Genomic DNA, 15,976 nt, shown 5'->3' on the forward strand with positions numbered 1-15,976 from the left:
TGCGCGCGCATGGGCTTTAGTCCAGCTTCATGCCGGTGGCCTTGACGATCCGGCCGTAGCGCTCGCGGCTTGCGTCCAGATGTTGTTGCGCCGCGGCGCCGGTTTCGCCGAGCGCCACCATGTCGAGCGCGGCGAGCCGCGTCTTGAGCTCCGGCAGGGCCAGCGCGGACTGCAGCGCGCCGCGCAAGGTCTGCATCACCGGTTCGGGCGTCGCGGCCGGAACCATCGCGAGGTAGAGCACCTCGAATTCCAGGTCCTTGAGCCCGAGCTCGCCCACCGGGGCCACCTGCGGCAGCAGCGGCGAACGTTGCCGCCCAGTCACCGCCAGCGCGCGCAGCTTGCCGGCCTGCAGGTGCGGCAGCAGGCCGGGCGTGGCAAGAATGCCGGCCTGCACCTCGCCCGAAAGCAGCGCCGTGACGGCCGGAGCATTGCCCCTGTAGGGCACGTGCGTGATCTTCGCGCCGGTCGCGCTCGAGAAGATCTCGGCGGCGATGTGGCCCGGGCTCCCATTGCCCGCCGAGGCGAAGGTGAACGGCTGCGCCTTGCCCTGGCGGATGAAATCGGGCAGCGTCTTCGCATCGACCGAGGAGCCGACGCCGAAGGCGAGGCCCGAGGAACTGAAGATCATCAGCGGCTTCAGGTCTTTTGCCGCGAAAGGCATCGAGGCGTACAGGTGCGGATTGATGGTGAAGGTGGTGTCGATCGACAGCAGCACCGTGTAGCCGTCGGCAGCGCTCTTGGCCACCACGTCCGCACCGATGTTGCCACCCGCGCCGGGGCGGTTGTCGACGACGAAGGGCTGCTTCAGGTCTTTCTGCAATGCGTCGGACAGCGCACGGCCGAGGATGTCGAGAGGGCCGCCGGCCGGGAAGTTGGTGATGAGCTTCACGGGCTTGGCAGGGTAGGCAGTGTCTGCCTGGGCGGGTGGGCCTGCGAGCCCGAGCGCCAGCGCGGAGCAGGTCGCCGCGAGAGCGAGGCGGCGCATCGCGCCGAAGGAAGCAGGGCGGGTCACGTATTTGTCTCCATGGTGGGGCGCCGAATGCGGCAAGGGGCGCAACAGGAGACTCTAGGAGCGCGTTCGTCCCGGCACAACTGAAAGCTGTTCTGCGTGCTATTCCGGGTGGTTATATTTGCAGGAACACAGCCAGGTTGCACTGCACATGCCAGCTATAAATTTTGCTCGTCTCAAGCTGCGCCATCTGCAGTGCCTTGTGGTGGTCGCCCAGGAGCGCAACCTGGTGCGCGCGGCCAAGGCGCTGGCACTGACGCAGCCTGCGGTCTCCAAGACCATCGCCGAGCTCGAGGACATCGTCGGCCGCCGGCTGCTGCTGCGCAGGCGGCGCGGCGTCGAGCTGATGCCGGCCGCCGACGTGCTGGTGCGCCACGCCGTGGTCGCGCTGCGCGGCTTGCGCGAAGGCCTGGGCCTGGCGCTGGAGCAGCCGGAGCTCGATCAGCTGCACGTGGCGGTTGGCGCGTTGCCGAACATGGCGGCCCATCTGCTGCCGGCGGCCATCGCGGCGCTGCACGTGAAGGCGCCCGCGCTGCGCGTGCGTGTCGCCAGCGGCACCAACGCCCAGCTCATGACGCAGCTGCGCCAGGGCGAGATCGACCTGGTGCTGGGCCGCCTGGCCCAGGCTTCGGCGATGGCAGATCTGGCCTTCGAGCACCTGTACAGCGAGCCGCTGCTGCTGGTGGCGCGGCCCGGCCATCCGCTCGCTTCGCTGCGGCGCCCCAAGCTCGACGCGCTGGCGGGGTATCCGCTCGTCGTGCCGGTGTCGGGCACGTTGATCCGTCACACCGCCGATGCCTTCCTGGTCGCGCACGGGCTGACGCCGCCGCGCTGCATGGTGGAGGCGACCGACACCAGCTTCGCCGTCGGCCTGCTTCAGTGCGCCGACGCGGTGTGGTTCGCGCCGCAGGGCGCCGTCGACGGGTTTCTTGCACGCGGCGAGCTGCGCCGGCTGGCCATCGACACTGCGAGCACCGAAGGCCCCGTGGGGCTCACCGTGCGGCGCGGCAGCGAAGCGGGTGAGGGCGCCCGGGCGTTGATCGAATCCATCCACGAAGTGGTGCGGCAGCGCGCCCAGGTGCTCGCCGCCGCAGCCCGCCCCGGGCGGGCGCGCCGCTCAGCCCCGGCTGGCTGAGGACAGCCGGGTGGTGGAAGGGGCTGCCGCTTCCACTTCCGCTTGCGATTGCGGGCCGCCCTCGACGCGCAGCCTGGGCAGGAACTGCGGGTACTCGCGCTGCATGAAGTCGATCAGCCCCTCGCGCACCGTGCAGCGCAGGTCGAAGGCGAGCGACGACGAGGCGGCGGTGCACAGCACGCGGATCTGCATGGTCCGGTCGGTGGCGTCGGTCACGCGCAGATTGAAGAAGCGGCCGTCCCACTCGGGCGCCGACTTCACGATTCGCTCGACCTCCTCGCGAAGCGGCGCCAGCGGCATGCCGTAGTCGGCGTAGATGAAGACCGAGCCCAGGAGCTGCGCGCTGCTGCGTGTCCAGTTCTGGAAGGGCTTCTCGATGAAGTAGGACAGCGGCAGGATCAGCCGCCGGTCGTCCCAGATGCGCAGCACGACAAAGGTGCCGGTGATCTCCTCCACGCGGCCCCATTCGCCCTCGACCACCAGCACGTCGTCGATGCGGATCGGCTGCGCCAGCGCGATCTGCAGCCCGGCGATCAGGTTGCTGAAGACCGGCTTGGCCGCCAAGCCGGCCACGATGCCGATCACGCCCGCCGATGCCAGCAGGCTGGCCCCGACCTGGCGCGCGCCCGGGAAGGTCATGAGCATCAGCGAGGCGCCGGCTACCAGCAGCACGGTGCCGGCGGTGCGCGCCAGCACGCGGGTCTGGGTGAGCACGCGGCGCGCCTGAAGGTTGTCTTCCACATCGTGAGGGTGCTTGGCCAGGACGCCGTCGGCGATGCCGTTGACGGCACGGATGGCAAGCCAGGTCGCTGCCGCGATGAACAAGAGTCCATTGACGTGCCGCACACTGTTGATGAAGGCCAGGTCCTCCGGTGCAGCCTGCCACACCATCTGGAGCGCGATCAGCGGGAGAACGAAGCGGGCCGGGCCCTGGATGTTGAGGAGCATTGCGTGAACCACGGGCGCGTGGCGCGTCAGCCGCAACAGCACCATGCCGCCGATGCGGTGGACGACCAGTGCGAGCGGAACGGCGATCAGCGCTGCAAGGCAGGGCGCGAACCATGGATGGGCGAGCAGAATGTCCTTGGTCATCAGGCAGTCTTGAGTATCTCGTTGGTGGAGGTTTGAAGAATGCGAGCCGCGTCGTCGCGCAGCTGCGCCGAGATGCCGATCGCCATGTCGAGCCGCCGCAGCAGCCAGGGGCTGACGTCGTTCTCGAAGGGATCGGGCAGGGGGATGGGCTCGGCCACCGTGGTGGCGGCGGCGCTCTCGGGCATCACCGGGCCTGTCGTGGGCGTGCTGCCGATGTTGGCCTCGATGCGCTCGGCAGCACGCTGCAGCGGCCCCTCGATCTCCTCGGGAGTGAGGCGGTCGCGCCGCAGCACCAGCATGGATTTCACCGCGCTGAGCTGGGCCAGCAGCTGGTAGCTGTGCGCCTGCAGGTGCTCCAGCGGTTCCAGCGGGGGGCGCACTGCACGCGGCTCCGACAGGGAGCGCTGCGTGGCCTGCACCAGCGCCGAAAGGCTGTCGTAGGCCTCGCGGCGCGCCAGGCGCCAGTCGAGCTCGGGGCTGGTCTGCACCGCGCGCAGCTGGCCCAGGCCGAGCGCGAGCCGCGCATGGCGCGCCTGCGCCGTCAGCGTGCGCGCGACCAGCGAGGGGATCTGGCTGCGCTCCCACGAGGGCAGCACGTAGCAGAAGGCCCAGGCCAGGCCGGCGCCGATCAGCGTGTCCGCCACGCGCTCGAACAGGGCGAAGGTGGGGCTCATGCCCACGTTGAGCGCGTGCGCCTGCAGCAGTCCCAGGACGGTGGCCGCCACCGAGGTGACCAGGTAGCGCCGCACCGCGAAGCCGTGCGCGATGGCCTGCGCGGCAGTCATCGCGATGAGCGAGCCCAGCGCGGAGGGATGGGCGGACAGCACCGCCACCGCGAACACGCAGCCCAGCAGCGTGCCGGCCACGCGGCTGTTGCGCCTTTCCAGCGTCTGCGAGAGGCTGCCGCGCAGCACCACCACGATCGTCAACAGGATCCAGTAGTCGTGCGAGCCCCAGGGCAGCATGACCGCGATGGCGTAGCCGACGGCGACCGCGAGCGCGGCGCGAATCGCATGGCGCAGCGGCGGCGCATCCCATTGCCACAGCGCGAGGAAGGGGCGCAGCGACCAGTCCGTAGGGCTCACGAACATGTGCCAGTTCGCGCGCACGATCGTGAGGTCGGGCTCGCGCTCGCCGCGCGCGAGGGCCACGAGGTGCAGCACCTCGTCGTTGATGTGGCCGATGCGGCTGGCCAGGCCGCGCGCGAGCATTGCGGGCGTCGGCCCGGCGGCGGCCGGCTGCGCCGCATCGCCTTCGAGGTGGATGGCCGCGAGCTCCGGGCGGCGGTCGGGCGCGGGGTCGGGCTGGCGGCCGAGCAGCAACGCGTCGGCCAGCGCGACCGTCTCGTGGGCCAGTTCGTCGAGGATGCGCTGCATCTCGCACAGCGCCGCGGCATGGCCGGGGTGCGCCTTGAGCGCGTCGAGGTCGAGCTCGCTGGCCAGCAGCATGTCGCGCAGTTCCAGGACCATGACCAGCATTCCTGCGAGCCGCTGCCGGCGCGGCGTGCGGGGCGATTCGAGCACGATGTCGCGCGTCGCCTGCAACTGGTCGGCCAGCGCCGCCTGCGCGCGCAGCAGTTGGCCCAGCAGCGGCGCCGGCACTTCGCGCACGTCGCCGGACTCGTCCCGGGGCGTGAACTGGCGGGCCTCGGTGCGCATCAGCGCGGCCAGCGAGAACAGGAGGTCGGCCATCGCCTGCACGCGGTAGCGGCCGTTGAGCGCGTGGTTCGCGAGCAGCGCGTAGATCACGTAGAGCCCGGCGCCCAGGCCGAAGTGCAGCGTGCGCTCGACGATCTCGTGCATGCCGGTGGGCGCGGGCGTGGCCATCGAGAAGATCATCGAGAACATGATCGCGATGGCGATCGGGATGCCGCGCTTGCCCCAGGCCATGGCCACGAAGGCCAGGAAGGTCGCGGGAACGAGCAGCAGCCCGAGACGCAGCGGTGCGGAATGCAGCAGCTGCACGCAGAAGAAGAGCGGCAGGCCGACCAGCGGCGAGGGCACCATCTGCCAGAACTTGCCGCGGCGCGGGCCGGGCAGGTCGGGCGGCGCGGTCACGATCACGCCCACCCCGGCTGCTGCCGCTGCGGCGCTGCCCAGCACCAGGTGGACGCCGCCCGAGATCAGCAGCAGCCCGAAGGCAACCGACAGCCCGTTGGCGATGTAGTGGGAGAGCGCCACGCGCAGCGCGGCGCGGCCCCGTTCGGTGGCGGCGCGCTGCGCCTGCATCACTCGGCGGCGTCGTCGCCCGCGGCCGGCGTGACCGGGCTTTCTTCGCGGCGCAGGCGGGTGAGCTTGCGCGGCGCCGGGGCGGCGGCCTGGGCATCGGCCGGTGCCTCGCCCTCGGTCGACGCGCCGGGCACCGTGCTGCGCGCGTAGACGCTGCCGGCGGAGGGATCGACCGCACGCACGCGCTCGCTGGCGGCGAACTTGTCGTCCACGCTCGCGAACTTCGAGTACTTGGCCAGGAGCGGCACCAGCTGGCCATAGATCCGCGGCGCCCCGGCGAGGCATTCGCGTTGCTCGAGGAAGTCGGGCTCGCCGGTGAAGTTGCCGATCAGTCCGCCGGCCTCGGTGACCAGCAGCGAGCCGGCCGCCACGTCCCAGATGTTGAGGCCGGTCTCGAAGAAGGCGTCGCTGAAGCCGGCCGCGACGTAGGCCAGGTCCAGCGCCGCGGCGCCGGGACGGCGCAGCCCGGCGGCGCGCGGCATCAGGTCGGCCATGATGGCCAGGTATTGCTTGAAGTTGTCGCCGGTGCGGAAGGGGAAACCGGTCGAGATCAGGCACTCGTTCAGCCGGATGCGCTTGCTCACGCGGATGCGGCGCTCGTTCATGTAGGCGCCGCGCCCGCGGGTGGCGGTGAAGAGGTCGTTGCGGGTCGGGTCGTAGATGACGGCCTGCTCGACCTTGCCCTTGATCGCGAGCGCGATCGAGACGCAGTAGACCGGGAAGCCGTGGATGAAGTTGGTGGTGCCGTCCAGCGGATCGATGATCCACACGTAGTCGGAATCGCGCGCGCCGTGCTCGGTGCCCGATTCCTCGGCCAGGATGCCGTGCCCCGGGTAGGCGCCGAGCAGCGTCTCGATGATCGCCCGCTCGCTCGCGTGATCGACTTCGGTGACGAAATCGTTGACCTGCTTCTGTGAAATGCGCACCGCCTCGATGTCGAGCGCGGCCCGATTGATGATGGCGCCGGCGGCGCGGGCGGCCTTGACGGCCACGTTGAGCATGGGGTGCAGGTTGGGAGACGACATCGGATTGGGGGAAGAACGGCGGGCGGGGCCCTGGGGAGGCGGCCCGGCGATGCAGGCGGCGAGAATCGTGGATTTTACCGGGTCGGGCCCCGCGTTCGGGCCCGCTTCCTTTTGGCCTTCCCCATGCGCACCCGCTTCATCCTGATCCAGACCAGCCATGCCGGCAATGTCGGCGCCGCCGCGCGCGCCATGAAGACCATGGGCTTCGACGAGCTCGTGCTGGTGGCGCCGCGCTGGGCCAACGTGCTGCGGCGGGAGGAAACCATCCAGCGCGCCAGCGGGGCACTCGACGTGCTGGAGCAGGCGCGCATCGTCGATACGCTGGACGAGGCGCTCGATGGCGTCACCCACCTCTGCGCCACCGCGATGGTGCCGCGCGACTTCGGTCCGCCGACGCGCACGCCGCGCGAGCACCTGGTGCCGCTGGCCCAGGGGGAGGCGCAGCACGTGGCCTTCCTGTTCGGCTCGGAGCGCTTCGGCATGCGCAACGAGGACGTGTACCGCTGCCATGTGGCGCTCACCATTCCCACCGACCCGGCCTTTGGCTCGTTGAACCTGGGCGCGGCGATCCAGGTGATCGCCTACGAATGGCGGCTGGCGCTGGGCGGCTTCGGGGTGCGCGAGGCCGCCGCGCCGGTCCGCGCGGCCGACGCACGGGCCGTGGCCGGCATGCTGGAGCACTGGGAGCGCTCGCTGGTGCAGATCGGCTTCCTGGACCCCGAGGCGCCGAAGAAGCTGATGCCGCGGCTGCAGCAGCTCTTCAACCGTGCCCAGCCGACGCCGGAAGAGATCCACATCCTGCGCGGCGTCGCCAAGGCCATGGCCGACGCGGCGGCGGGCGGCAGCTACAAGACCCCATCGCCTGCGCGCGATGACCCGAGCCCTTAGACTGCGCAGCCCATATCGTCATAACAAGAACATCCCATGTTCTCGCGACTGCGCTCCGACATCCAGTGCATCCTCGACCGCGATCCGGCGGCGCGTTCGCGCTGGGAAGTGCTGACCCTCTATCCCGGTCTGCATGCCCTGGTGCTGCATCGCATGGCCCACTGGTGCTGGGGCCACGGCCTGAAGTGGGTGGGACGCTTCGTTTCATACGTGTCCCGCTGGTTCACCGGCATCGAGATCCATCCGGCTGCGGTCATCGGCGATCGCGTGTTCTTCGACCACGCGATGGGCGTGGTGGTCGGCGAGACGGCCGAGATCGGCGACGGCTGCACGATCTACCAGGGCGTCACCTTGGGCGGCACCTCGCTCTACAAGGGGACGAAGCGGCATCCGACGCTGGGCAGGGACGTGGTGGTAAGCGCCGGCGCGAAGGTGCTGGGGGGCTTCACGGTGGGCGATGGCGCCAAGATCGGAAGCAACGCGGTGGTGATCAAGCCCGTGCCTGCGGGTGCGACCGCCGTCGGGATCCCGGCGCGCATCATTGCGGCCAAGACGGCCGGTGGCGGCGATTCGACAGGCAGCGCCCGGAAGTTCGAGGCCTACGGAATCACGCAGGAAGACGATCCGCTGTCGCTCGCCATGCGCAGCCTGATCGACAACGCGTCGAGCCAGGAGCACCAGATCGCGCTGCTGTGGCAGGCGATCGAGACGCTGTCGGCGCAGCCCGGCAAGAAGGATTGCGTGCCCGGGGATGCCGCGACGAAGGAGTGCTTCGAGGCGCAGCGCCTGACCGAGCTGGTCGGCAAGTGACGGTCTTGCGCCTCAGGGCGCCGGAGGGCGGATCGCCGACTTCGGCCTGAAGGCCTTGCAGACCGCGTCGTCCGTTTCCAGGTAGGGCCCGCCGATCAGGTCGATGCAATAGGGCACCGCCGCGAAGATGCCCGGGACCACCTGCGTGCCATCGGGGGCCTTCAGGCCTTCCAGCGTCTCCGCGATGGATTTCGGCTGCCCCGGCAGGTTGATGATCAGGCTCTTGTCGCGGATCACCGCCACCTGCCGCGACAGGATCGCGGTCGGCACGAAGCGCAGGCTGATCTGGCGCATCTGTTCGCCGAAGCCCGGCATTTCCTTCTGGGCGACCGCCAGCGTGGCCTCGGGTGTCACGTCGCGCAGGGCCGGGCCGGTGCCGCCGGTGGTCAGCACCAGCGAGCAGCCGGCGTCGACCAGTTCGACCAGCGCTGCGCTGATGGCGGCTTGCTCGTCGGGGATGAGCCGCGGTTCGAAATCGATGGGGTTGCGCAGGGCGCGCTGCAACCATTCCTGCAGTGCGGGCAGGCCCTTGTCCTCGTACACGCCGCTCGACGCGCGATCGCTGATCGAGACGATGCCGATGCGCACCGGGTCGTGGGGATTGCTGGTCATGCGTCTTCCTCCCGCGCCTGCGCGGCGGCTTCGGCCGCATGGTCCGCGGTTCCATGGAATTCGAGCTGCGCGCGCAGCAGCTGGAACAGCTCCCGATAGGCTTTGCCCTGACGCGGTGCCTCCCCGGGTGGGCCTTCCTTGAGATCCTTGCGCGCCTGGCGCACCAGCGCGCGCAGCTGCTGGGCATCGGTGCCGGGATGGGTTTCGATCCAGCCGCCCAGGGCGTCGTCGTCGGCGATCAGCCGGTCGCGCCAGCGCTCGGCGTCGTGCAGGATCGCGGCTTCCTGCGCGGGACCGCGGTTCTGCTCGTCGAGCGCCGCGCGGATGGCATCGAGCGTGGCGGCGTCGAGGCCCCGCATCAGCTTGCCGATGAACTGCAGTTGCCGGCGCTTGCCCTCGAAATTGGTGATGCGTTTGGCTTCGTCGATGGCGTCGCGCAGCTTGTCCTCGAGTTCCAGCTTGTCGAAGAGGCCGGTGCGCAGGCCCAGCAGGGCCTCGCCCAGCGTCTGGAGTTCGGCGCTCTCGCGCTTGAGGTCGGTCTTGCTCGCCGCGTCGGTGCCTTTGAGCTCGCGCTTGAGCTCGAGGTCGAGTTCGCTGCCTTCGGCGACAAAAGTGCCGCGGACGAAGTAGCCTTTCTTGGGTTTGCGGGGCATGGAGGCAATCGTAGTCCGCTCCGTCGAAGACGGAGGCGCAAGTATCATAGCCGCCACATGAGCACCTCTTCCTCGCGCGCCGACTCCGGCTTCGCCTACAGCCGTCCCTTCTTCGAAAACCTGGTCGACTCGGCCCTGGCGCATGCCAGGAAGCTCGGCGCCACCGATGCCGGCGCGGAGGCGTCCGAGGGCTGCGGCCTCAGCGTCTCCGTGCGCAAGGGCGAGCTCGAGAACGTCGAGCGCAACCGCGACAAGTCGCTTGGCGTCACGGTCTACGTCGGGCACCGGCGCGGCAATGCCAGCACCTCCGATTTTTCCGAGGCGGCCATCGCCCAGACCGTGCAGGCCGCCTACGACATCGCCCGATTCACGGCCGAGGACCCGGTCAGCGGCCTGCCCGACGAGGCCGATATCGCAACCGAGCAGCCCGACCTGGACCTGTTCCATCCCTGGGACGTCAGCAGCGAGCAGGCCGCTGCGCTGGCCCTGGAATGCGAGGCCGCGGCCCTGTCGACCGACAAGCGCATCACCAACAGCGAGGGTGCCGGGGTCTCGGCGCAGCAGAGCCACTTCTTCAGCGCCCACACCCGCGGCTTCCGCGGCGGCTATGCGAGCTCGCGCCATTCGATCTCGGTGGCGCCGATCGCCGGCAAGGGTGACGACATGCAGCGCGACGCCTGGTACAGCTCGATGCGCTCCGCCGAGGAGCTCGCGAGCCCCAAGGCTGTCGGGCGCTATGCCGCCGAGCGGGCGCTGAGCCGCTTGAAGTCGCGCAAGATCAAGACCACCGAATGCCCGGTGCTGTTCGAGTCGCCGCTGGCCGCGGGCCTGCTGGGCGGGCTGGTGCAGGCCACCAGCGGCGGCGCGCTCTACCGCAAGAGCAGCTTCCTGCTCGACTCGCTGGGCAAGCCGGTGCTGCCCTCGCACATCGACGTGCTGGAAGACCCGCACATCCCGCGCGGCAAGGGCAGCTCGGCCTTCGACGACGAGGGTGTGGCCACCCGCAAGCGCAAGGTGGTCGACGGCGGCCGGCTCGAAGGCTACTTCCTGAGCACCTATTCCGCGCGCAAGCTGGGCATGAAGACCACCGGCAACGCCGGCGGGTCGCACAACCTCACGCTGAGCTCGCGCAAGACGAAGAAGGGTGACGACCTCGACGCCATGCTCGACAAGCTGGGCACCGGCCTGTTCGTGATCGAGCTGATGGGGCAGGGCGTCAACTACGTGACGGGCGACTACTCGCGCGGCGCGAGCGGCTTCTGGGTCGAGAACGGGAAGATCGCCTATCCCGTGCAGGAGATCACCATCGCCGGCAACCTGAAGACCATGTTCATGGGCATCGAGGCGGTGGGTGCCGACGCGTACAACTACGGTGCCAAGACCACGGGCTCGGTGCTGGTCAACCGTATGAAGGTGGCGGGCAGCTAGCAAGCTGCCGCCGGCATGCTCAGCCGCCCGAGAGTGCGCTCTTGACGGCGGCGCTGACCAGGCCCATGTCGGCCTTGCCGGCCAGCCGGGTCTTGACGGCGCCCATCACCTTGCCCATGTCGCCGGGTCCCTTGGCGCCCAACTCGGCGACGATGGCCTTGACTTCCGCCGCGATCTCGTCGGCGCCCATGCGCTGGGGCAGGTAGGCCTCCAGCACCTTGATCTCGGCGGCTTCCTTGTCAGCCAGGTCGGTGCGGCCGCCCTGGGTGAAGGCGGTGACCGAGTCCTTGCGCTGCTTCACCAGCTTGTCGACGATGGCGACGACCATCGTGTCGTCCAGTTCGACACGCTCGTCGACTTCCTTCTGCTTGAGAGCCGCCAGCAGCAGGCGGATGGTGCCCAGGCGCTCCGAGTCCTTGGCGCGCATGGCGGTCTTCATGTCTTCGGTGATCTGATCCTTGAGGCTCATGGCTTTGCTTTCGGGAGGGCGGAAAAGACAAGAGCCGCGGCAGGTTTTCCCTGGCGCGGCTCGGAGGCTCGGAATGGGCGTCGGTACGAGTCCGACGCGGCGGGTGCCAGCTTAGTACAGCTTCTTGGGGAGCTGCATGCTGCGCACGCGCTTGTAGTGGCGCTTGACCGCGGCGGCCTTCTTGCGCTTGCGCTCGGCGGTGGGCTTCTCGTAGAACTCGCGGGCGCGCAGGTCGGTCAGCAGGCCGAGCTTCTCGATGGTGCGCTTGAAGCGGCGAAGCGCGACGTCGAAAGGCTCGTTTTCTTTAACGCGGATAGTGGTCATTTAAAAATCGGTTGCAGACTTGCTTTTTGGCCTGGGGAAGATCGGGCCCCGGGCCGGGTTTCCTCAACACGAAAAGGGTTAGGCCGTTGAGGGGTGGCCAAAGTTAGCCGGGCATTATAGCGTGTTCAGAGCTTGCCGCCAGTGCCTGCGCACAGGCATGCGCGCTGGCCCAGGCCCACTGGAAGTTGTAGCCGCCCAGCCATCCCGTCACGTCCACCACCTCGCCGATGAAATACAGGCCGGGCTGCTTCGATTCCATCGTTTGCGAGGACAGGCCCCGGGTATCGACGCCGCCGGCCGTGACTTCGGCCTTCTTGTAGCCCTCGGTCCCGCTGGGCGTGATCTGCCAGCGCGTGATGCGCTCGGCCAGCGCCGCCAACGCCCGATCCGCCGCCTCGTTGATCGGACGCTGCAGCGCGGCGTCCTGCCCCACCCAGGCGTCGGCCAGCCGGGCCGGCACCAGGCCCGCGAGTTCGTTGGCGATGCGCTTGCGCGAACGCTGCTTGGCCTCGGCCAGCGCGGCCTGCATGTCCACGCCGGGCGCAAAGTCGATGTCGAGCGGCGCGCCGGGCTGCCAGTAGCTGGAGATCTGCAGCATCGCCGGGCCGGAGAGGCCGCGATGGGTGAACAGCAGGTCCTCGAGGAATATTGCTCGCGCCTTCTTGCTGCCGGTCGCGATCTGCACGGGCAGCGCGAGGCCCGCCAGGTCGGCATAGGGCTCCCAGGCTTCGCCGCCGAAGGTCAGGGGCACCAGGGCAGGGCGGGGCGGGACCACGCGCAGGCCGAACTGGGCGGCCAGCCGGTAGCCGAAGTCGGTCGCGCCGATCTGGGGAATGGAAAGGCCGCCGGTCGCCACCACCAGCCGGGGCGCGCGCACCTCGCCGCGGCGGGTCTGGAGGCGATAGCCCTCTTCCGGCGCAAAGGCGATCTCCCCTACGCTGCAAGGCTGCCAGTGCGTTACGCCGCCGGCCGCACACTCGGCCAGCAGCATGTCGATGATCTGCTGCGACGAACCGTCGCAGAAGAGCTGTCCCTTGTGCTTCTCGTGGAAGGCGATGCCGTGGCGCTGGACCAGCTCGATGAACTGTTGCGGCGTGTAGCGCGACAGCGCCGAGCGGCAGAAGTTCGGGTTCTCGCCGATGAAGTGGCGCTGCGGCGCGCGCACGTCCAGGTCGCGGTTGGTGAAGTTGGCGCGGCCGCCGCCGGAGATGCGGATTTTCTCGGCGATGCGTTCGGCATGATCGATCAGCAGCACCTTCAGCCCGCGCTGGCCCGCCAGCCCCGCGCAGAACAGGCCGGCCGCGCCGGCACCGATGACGATCGCGTCGAATGCGCTTGCTGCCCCCATCAGCCCTTCCACGAGAACGGGAACTTCAGCTGCTTGAAGAAGCCGTTGGGCACGTAGTCGCCCACCACCCCGTAGCGCTCGGGCCAGAGCCGGGTGCTCTTCACCGCGGTGCCGAAGAGGTAGTCCAGGAAGGCGTAGTGCGCGGCGTAGTTCTTGTCGATCGCCTCGTCGTCCTGGCTGTGGTGCCAATGGTGGAAATTGGGCGTGACGATCACGTAGCGCAACGGCCCGAGGCGCACGCTCACGTTGGCATGGTTGAACACGGCCTGGAAGCCCACCACCACGATGTAGGCGTCGATCACCTCCTTGCTGAAGCCCAGCACGTAGATCGGCGCCAGCACCAGCGTGCGGGTGATCAGCAATTCGAGGATGTGCTGGCGCGAGCCGGCCAGCCAGTCCATGCTTTTCACGCTGTGGTGCACCGCGTGCAGGCGCCACAGCAGCGGGACCTCGTGGTAGGCGCGGTGCGTCCAGTACTGCACCAGGTCGGCCACCAGGATGATCAGCAGCAGCCCGGCCCAGAAGGGCAGCCCCGCGATCCAGCCGCGGATGCCGTCGTTGGCGGCCCAGCCGAAGAGCTTGTGCACCAGCAGGTTGGTGGCCAGCAGCACGAAGCCGACGATCATGTGGTTGACCACGAAGTGGTGGAAGTCGGTCTGCCACTCGGCGCGGAACACCGGCTGCTCCTTGCGGTGGGCGAACAGTTTCTCGATGAAGATGAAGATCAGCGAGGAGCCCAGCAGGTCGAGGATGAACCAGTCCAGCCCGATGTAGGGCGTGTTGTCCGCGAAGTCGTTGACCGGTACCTTGTGCCCGCCCAGCAGCGCCGCGGCCACCACCAGCAGGAAGGCGAAGGCCGAGAGCCAGCGCGAGCGGTTGAAGATGATGTTGACCAGCGCCAGCCCGCCGGCGACGACCATGGCCGCGAGCAGCACCATGCGCATCACGTCGACGTCGTAGCTTCGGCGCAGCTCGGGCGTGCTCAGGTATTGCGGGAAGTGGAAGACCAGCACGCCCAGGAAACAGAGGATGCCCAGCGAAAGCGCGATGGTGCCGGTGACCAGGCCGCGGCCGCGCTGCAGTTCGCCGTGGCTCTCGACGAATTCGTTGAGTTTCCCGAGTTCCAGCATGCCTAACTCCGCCCGTTGTTCTTCAGGCCGGAGATTCTAGGGCGGCGGCCTGGATGTGCCGACTGGCCGAACGGCCGGTTCAGGTGCCGAAGCGGGTCGCCGGCAGGCCTGCAGCCGCCAGGCCGCGCAGCACGTCGCCGACCACGATCACGGCCGGGCTGCCCAGCCCGGCGGCTGCCAGGTCCCCTGGCAGGCGCGCCAACGTGGTCGCGACGTGGCGCTGCTGCGGCAGGCTGGCGTGCTGGATCACCGCCACCGGCGTGTCGCCTCCGAGGCCGTGCAGCAGCTCGTGCTGGATATGCGCCACCCCGCTCACGCCCATGTAGATCACGAGCGTGAGATGCGCGTCGCGCGCCGTCGCGGCCAGCTGGCGCCAGTCGGTAGGGTGCTCGTGGGCCGCGTGGCCGGTCTTGGCATGGCCGGTCACGAAGACCACGCCCTGCGCATGATCGCGGTGCGTGAGCGGCACGCCCAGGGCGGTGACCGCGGCCAGGCCGGCGGTGATGCCGTTGATCACCCGCACGTCGATGCCTTCCTCGCGCAGGTGCTCCACCTCCTCGCCGCCACGGCCGAAGATGAAGGGGTCGCCGCCCTTGAGGCGCACCACGGTCTCGCCCTCGCGCACCGCGGTGATCATCAGCCGCTCGATGAAGGCCTGCGGCGTGCTCTTGCAGCCGCCGCGCTTGCCGACGTGAACGATGCGCGCGCCGGGCCGTGCGTAGCTGGCCAGGATCTCGTCGCTCACCAGGTCGTCGACCAGCAGCACCGTGGCCGCCTGGATCGCCTTGACGGCCTTGATCGTCAGCAGCTCGGGATCGCCCGGGCCGGCGCCCACCAGCGTACAGCTGCCTTGGGAGAAGGAAAGATGGCTCATGCGTGCTCCATGCCTCGGGTCAGTTGCAGGACTTGTTGCACCTGCTGGGTGATTGCCGCCGGCGCCGGCGCCGTGCCGTCCAGGACGCGGCGCGTGTAGTCGGCCGTGGTCTGGACATCGATTTCCGCCGGCAGGCCAGGAACCTCGGACAGTGTTCCGGGCTGCTGCGCCTGCAGCGAGATGCGCCGCCCCCGCACGAAGCCATCGACCTGCGCGGTGCGGCGGGGGTCGGCCACGCTTTCGCCCTCGAGCCCGCGCGAGAGCAGGGCGTTCATGCCGAGCAGCTCGAAGGTTGCGGCCATCGATTCCGCATAGGCCGGGTGCGTGTAGCTGCCGACCACCACGCAATCGCCTTCGCAGGGCTGCATCAGCTTGACCACGCTGTGGCCGGGATTGCGCAGGCCCACCACGCGGCGCACGTCGAGCAGGCGCTTGAGGCCGGGGCTGAGCAGCCCTGTCGGCGCGAACACCACCTCGCCGTCGGCGATGGGCCGCACGCGCTCGAGCGGCTGCACGTCGAGGGCGGCGAGCACGTTGGAGGCCAGGACCCGCGCGGATTCGGTGGCCGCGCCGTGCACCAGCACGGGCAGCCCTTCGCGCGCCAGCAGCAGCGCGAGCAGGGGCGTGAGCACGGGCAGCCGGCGTGCGCCGTTGTAGCTGGGCAGCACCACCAGCGGCCGGCCCGTGGCCGGGAAGCGCGCGAGCCGGGCGTGCGTCGCATCGAGAAAGCCCGCCATCTCCTCGGGCGTCTCGCCCTTGATGCGCATGGCCAGGCAGAAGGCGCCGGTCTCCAGGTCGGTCACGCTGCCGTCGAGCACCTGGCCGAACAGGTCGCAGGCCTGCTCGCGGTCGAGCGGCTTGGCGCCGCGCGCGCCGCGGCCGATTTCCTTGATGTAGTGGCTGATTCCCATGGGTGCGCGAATTGTCCTGCAAGCCTTATGCCGCACGGCG

At 69.4% G+C, this 15,976-nt stretch carries 16 protein-coding genes; 4 read left to right on the plus strand and 12 right to left on the minus strand.

Annotated elements, in window-relative coordinates:
- Positions 1 to 16: 16 nt before the first annotated feature.
- The gene (locus E5P3_RS13565) at positions 17 to 985 is read right to left on the minus strand and encodes a Bug family tripartite tricarboxylate transporter substrate binding protein (protein WP_162589677.1); all 969 of its coding nucleotides are present in this window, start codon (positions 983 to 985) and stop codon (positions 17 to 19) included.
- 175 nt (positions 986 to 1,160) lie between these two features.
- Between E5P3_RS13565 and E5P3_RS13570 the strand changes: the two genes are divergently transcribed.
- Entirely contained in the window at positions 1,161 to 2,144 is a 984-nt protein-coding gene (locus E5P3_RS13570; RefSeq protein WP_162586464.1) for a LysR substrate-binding domain-containing protein, read from the plus strand.
- Here E5P3_RS13570 and E5P3_RS13575 read toward each other — a convergent pair.
- Genes E5P3_RS13575 through E5P3_RS13585 form a run of 3 tightly spaced genes read right to left on the minus strand, consistent with a single transcriptional unit; the run spans position 2,127 to position 6,489 of the window.
- The gene (locus E5P3_RS13575; protein WP_162586465.1) at positions 2,127 to 3,236 is read right to left on the minus strand and encodes a mechanosensitive ion channel family protein; all 1,110 of its coding nucleotides are present in this window, start codon (positions 3,234 to 3,236) and stop codon (positions 2,127 to 2,129) included. The two genes, E5P3_RS13570 and E5P3_RS13575, sit on opposite strands and share 18 nt — an antisense overlap.
- Entirely contained in the window at positions 3,236 to 5,464 is a 2,229-nt protein-coding gene (locus E5P3_RS13580; RefSeq protein WP_162586466.1) for an FUSC family protein, read from the minus strand. The genes E5P3_RS13575 and E5P3_RS13580 overlap by 1 nt, the downstream gene beginning before the upstream one ends.
- Positions 5,464 to 6,489, minus strand: coding sequence for an inositol monophosphatase family protein (locus E5P3_RS13585; RefSeq protein ID WP_162586467.1), 1,026 nt, complete (start codon positions 6,487 to 6,489; stop codon positions 5,464 to 5,466). Before E5P3_RS13585 ends, E5P3_RS13580 begins: the two co-directional genes overlap by 1 nt.
- 123 nt (positions 6,490 to 6,612) lie before the next feature.
- Between E5P3_RS13585 and E5P3_RS13590 the strand changes: the two genes are divergently transcribed.
- Together E5P3_RS13590 and cysE are read left to right on the plus strand one after the other, a co-directional pair.
- Positions 6,613 to 7,377 (plus strand): RNA methyltransferase, encoded by a 765-nt coding sequence (locus E5P3_RS13590; protein WP_162586468.1) that lies wholly within the window; start codon positions 6,613 to 6,615, stop codon positions 7,375 to 7,377.
- Positions 7,378 to 7,413: 36 nt separating this feature from the next.
- Positions 7,414 to 8,187, plus strand: coding sequence for a serine O-acetyltransferase (cysE, locus tag E5P3_RS13595; protein WP_162586469.1), 774 nt, complete (start codon positions 7,414 to 7,416; stop codon positions 8,185 to 8,187).
- A gap of 12 nt (positions 8,188 to 8,199) precedes the next feature.
- Here the strand turns inward: cysE and mog are convergent, their stop codons facing one another.
- Positions 8,200 to 8,799: a molybdopterin adenylyltransferase gene (mog, locus tag E5P3_RS13600; RefSeq protein ID WP_162586470.1), complete on the minus strand. Its 600-nt coding sequence runs from the start codon at positions 8,797 to 8,799 to the stop codon at positions 8,200 to 8,202.
- A complete protein-coding gene (yjgA, locus tag E5P3_RS13605; protein WP_162586471.1) occupies positions 8,796 to 9,452 on the minus strand; it encodes a ribosome biogenesis factor YjgA in 657 nt (218 codons plus the stop codon). Before yjgA ends, mog begins: the two co-directional genes overlap by 4 nt.
- A 57-nt stretch (positions 9,453 to 9,509) precedes the next feature.
- Here yjgA and pmbA point away from each other — a divergent pair, with 57 nt between their 5' ends.
- The gene (gene pmbA / locus E5P3_RS13610; RefSeq protein WP_162586472.1) at positions 9,510 to 10,880 is read left to right on the plus strand and encodes a metalloprotease PmbA; all 1,371 of its coding nucleotides are present in this window, start codon (positions 9,510 to 9,512) and stop codon (positions 10,878 to 10,880) included.
- A 19-nt stretch (positions 10,881 to 10,899) separates the two neighbouring features.
- On the opposite strand, the gene E5P3_RS13615 is transcribed toward pmbA, so the two are convergent.
- The 6 genes from E5P3_RS13615 to ybiB all read right to left on the minus strand — a co-directional run bounded on the left by E5P3_RS13615 (position 10,900) and on the right by ybiB (position 15,936).
- Complete coding sequence (locus E5P3_RS13615) at positions 10,900 to 11,349, minus strand: GatB/YqeY domain-containing protein (RefSeq protein WP_162586473.1); 450 nt, start codon at positions 11,347 to 11,349, stop codon at positions 10,900 to 10,902.
- Between the two features lie 111 nt (positions 11,350 to 11,460).
- The gene (rpsU, locus tag E5P3_RS13620) at positions 11,461 to 11,673 is read right to left on the minus strand and encodes a 30S ribosomal protein S21 (protein WP_007833691.1); all 213 of its coding nucleotides are present in this window, start codon (positions 11,671 to 11,673) and stop codon (positions 11,461 to 11,463) included.
- A 103-nt stretch (positions 11,674 to 11,776) separates the two neighbouring features.
- The gene (locus E5P3_RS13625) at positions 11,777 to 13,021 is read right to left on the minus strand and encodes an NAD(P)/FAD-dependent oxidoreductase (RefSeq protein WP_162586474.1); all 1,245 of its coding nucleotides are present in this window, start codon (positions 13,019 to 13,021) and stop codon (positions 11,777 to 11,779) included.
- Positions 13,021 to 14,151 (minus strand): sterol desaturase family protein, encoded by a 1,131-nt coding sequence (locus E5P3_RS13630; protein ID WP_162586475.1) that lies wholly within the window; start codon positions 14,149 to 14,151, stop codon positions 13,021 to 13,023. Before E5P3_RS13630 ends, E5P3_RS13625 begins: the two co-directional genes overlap by 1 nt.
- Before the next feature lie 79 nt (positions 14,152 to 14,230).
- Positions 14,231 to 15,025: a uroporphyrinogen-III C-methyltransferase gene (gene cobA / locus E5P3_RS13635; RefSeq protein ID WP_162586476.1), complete on the minus strand. Its 795-nt coding sequence runs from the start codon at positions 15,023 to 15,025 to the stop codon at positions 14,231 to 14,233.
- Positions 15,022 to 15,936, minus strand: a complete 915-nt coding sequence (gene ybiB / locus E5P3_RS13640; protein WP_162586477.1) for a DNA-binding protein YbiB — start codon at positions 15,934 to 15,936, stop codon at positions 15,022 to 15,024. The genes cobA and ybiB overlap by 4 nt, the downstream gene beginning before the upstream one ends.
- Positions 15,937 to 15,976: the final 40 nt, after the last annotated feature.

Origin of the sequence: Variovorax sp. RA8, assembly GCF_901827175.1 — a bacterium.
GTDB lineage: Bacteria > Pseudomonadota > Gammaproteobacteria > Burkholderiales > Burkholderiaceae_C > Variovorax.

Excerpts from the sequence above, each read along its gene's own strand:
- E5P3_RS13565 (WP_162589677.1), bottom strand. The coding sequence starts at position 985 with ATGCGCCGCCTCGCTCTCGCGGCGACCTGCTCCGCGCTGGCGCTCGGG.
- E5P3_RS13570 (WP_162586464.1), top strand. The coding sequence starts at position 1,161 with ATGCCAGCTATAAATTTTGCTCGTCTCAAGCTGCGCCATCTGCAGTGC.
- E5P3_RS13575 (WP_162586465.1), bottom strand. The coding sequence starts at position 3,236 with ATGACCAAGGACATTCTGCTCGCCCATCCATGGTTCGCGCCCTGCCTT.
- E5P3_RS13580 (WP_162586466.1), bottom strand. The coding sequence starts at position 5,464 with ATGCAGGCGCAGCGCGCCGCCACCGAACGGGGCCGCGCCGCGCTGCGC.
- E5P3_RS13585 (WP_162586467.1), bottom strand. The coding sequence starts at position 6,489 with ATGTCGTCTCCCAACCTGCACCCCATGCTCAACGTGGCCGTCAAGGCC.
- E5P3_RS13590 (WP_162586468.1), top strand. The coding sequence starts at position 6,613 with ATGCGCACCCGCTTCATCCTGATCCAGACCAGCCATGCCGGCAATGTC.
- cysE (WP_162586469.1), top strand. The coding sequence starts at position 7,414 with ATGTTCTCGCGACTGCGCTCCGACATCCAGTGCATCCTCGACCGCGAT.
- mog (WP_162586470.1), bottom strand. The coding sequence starts at position 8,799 with ATGACCAGCAATCCCCACGACCCGGTGCGCATCGGCATCGTCTCGATC.
- yjgA (WP_162586471.1), bottom strand. The coding sequence starts at position 9,452 with ATGCCCCGCAAACCCAAGAAAGGCTACTTCGTCCGCGGCACTTTTGTC.
- pmbA (WP_162586472.1), top strand. The coding sequence starts at position 9,510 with ATGAGCACCTCTTCCTCGCGCGCCGACTCCGGCTTCGCCTACAGCCGT.
- E5P3_RS13615 (WP_162586473.1), bottom strand. The coding sequence starts at position 11,349 with ATGAGCCTCAAGGATCAGATCACCGAAGACATGAAGACCGCCATGCGC.
- rpsU (WP_007833691.1), bottom strand. The coding sequence starts at position 11,673 with ATGACCACTATCCGCGTTAAAGAAAACGAGCCTTTCGACGTCGCGCTT.
- E5P3_RS13625 (WP_162586474.1), bottom strand. The coding sequence starts at position 13,021 with ATGGGGGCAGCAAGCGCATTCGACGCGATCGTCATCGGTGCCGGCGCG.
- E5P3_RS13630 (WP_162586475.1), bottom strand. The coding sequence starts at position 14,151 with ATGCTGGAACTCGGGAAACTCAACGAATTCGTCGAGAGCCACGGCGAA.
- cobA (WP_162586476.1), bottom strand. The coding sequence starts at position 15,025 with ATGAGCCATCTTTCCTTCTCCCAAGGCAGCTGTACGCTGGTGGGCGCC.
- ybiB (WP_162586477.1), bottom strand. The coding sequence starts at position 15,936 with ATGGGAATCAGCCACTACATCAAGGAAATCGGCCGCGGCGCGCGCGGC.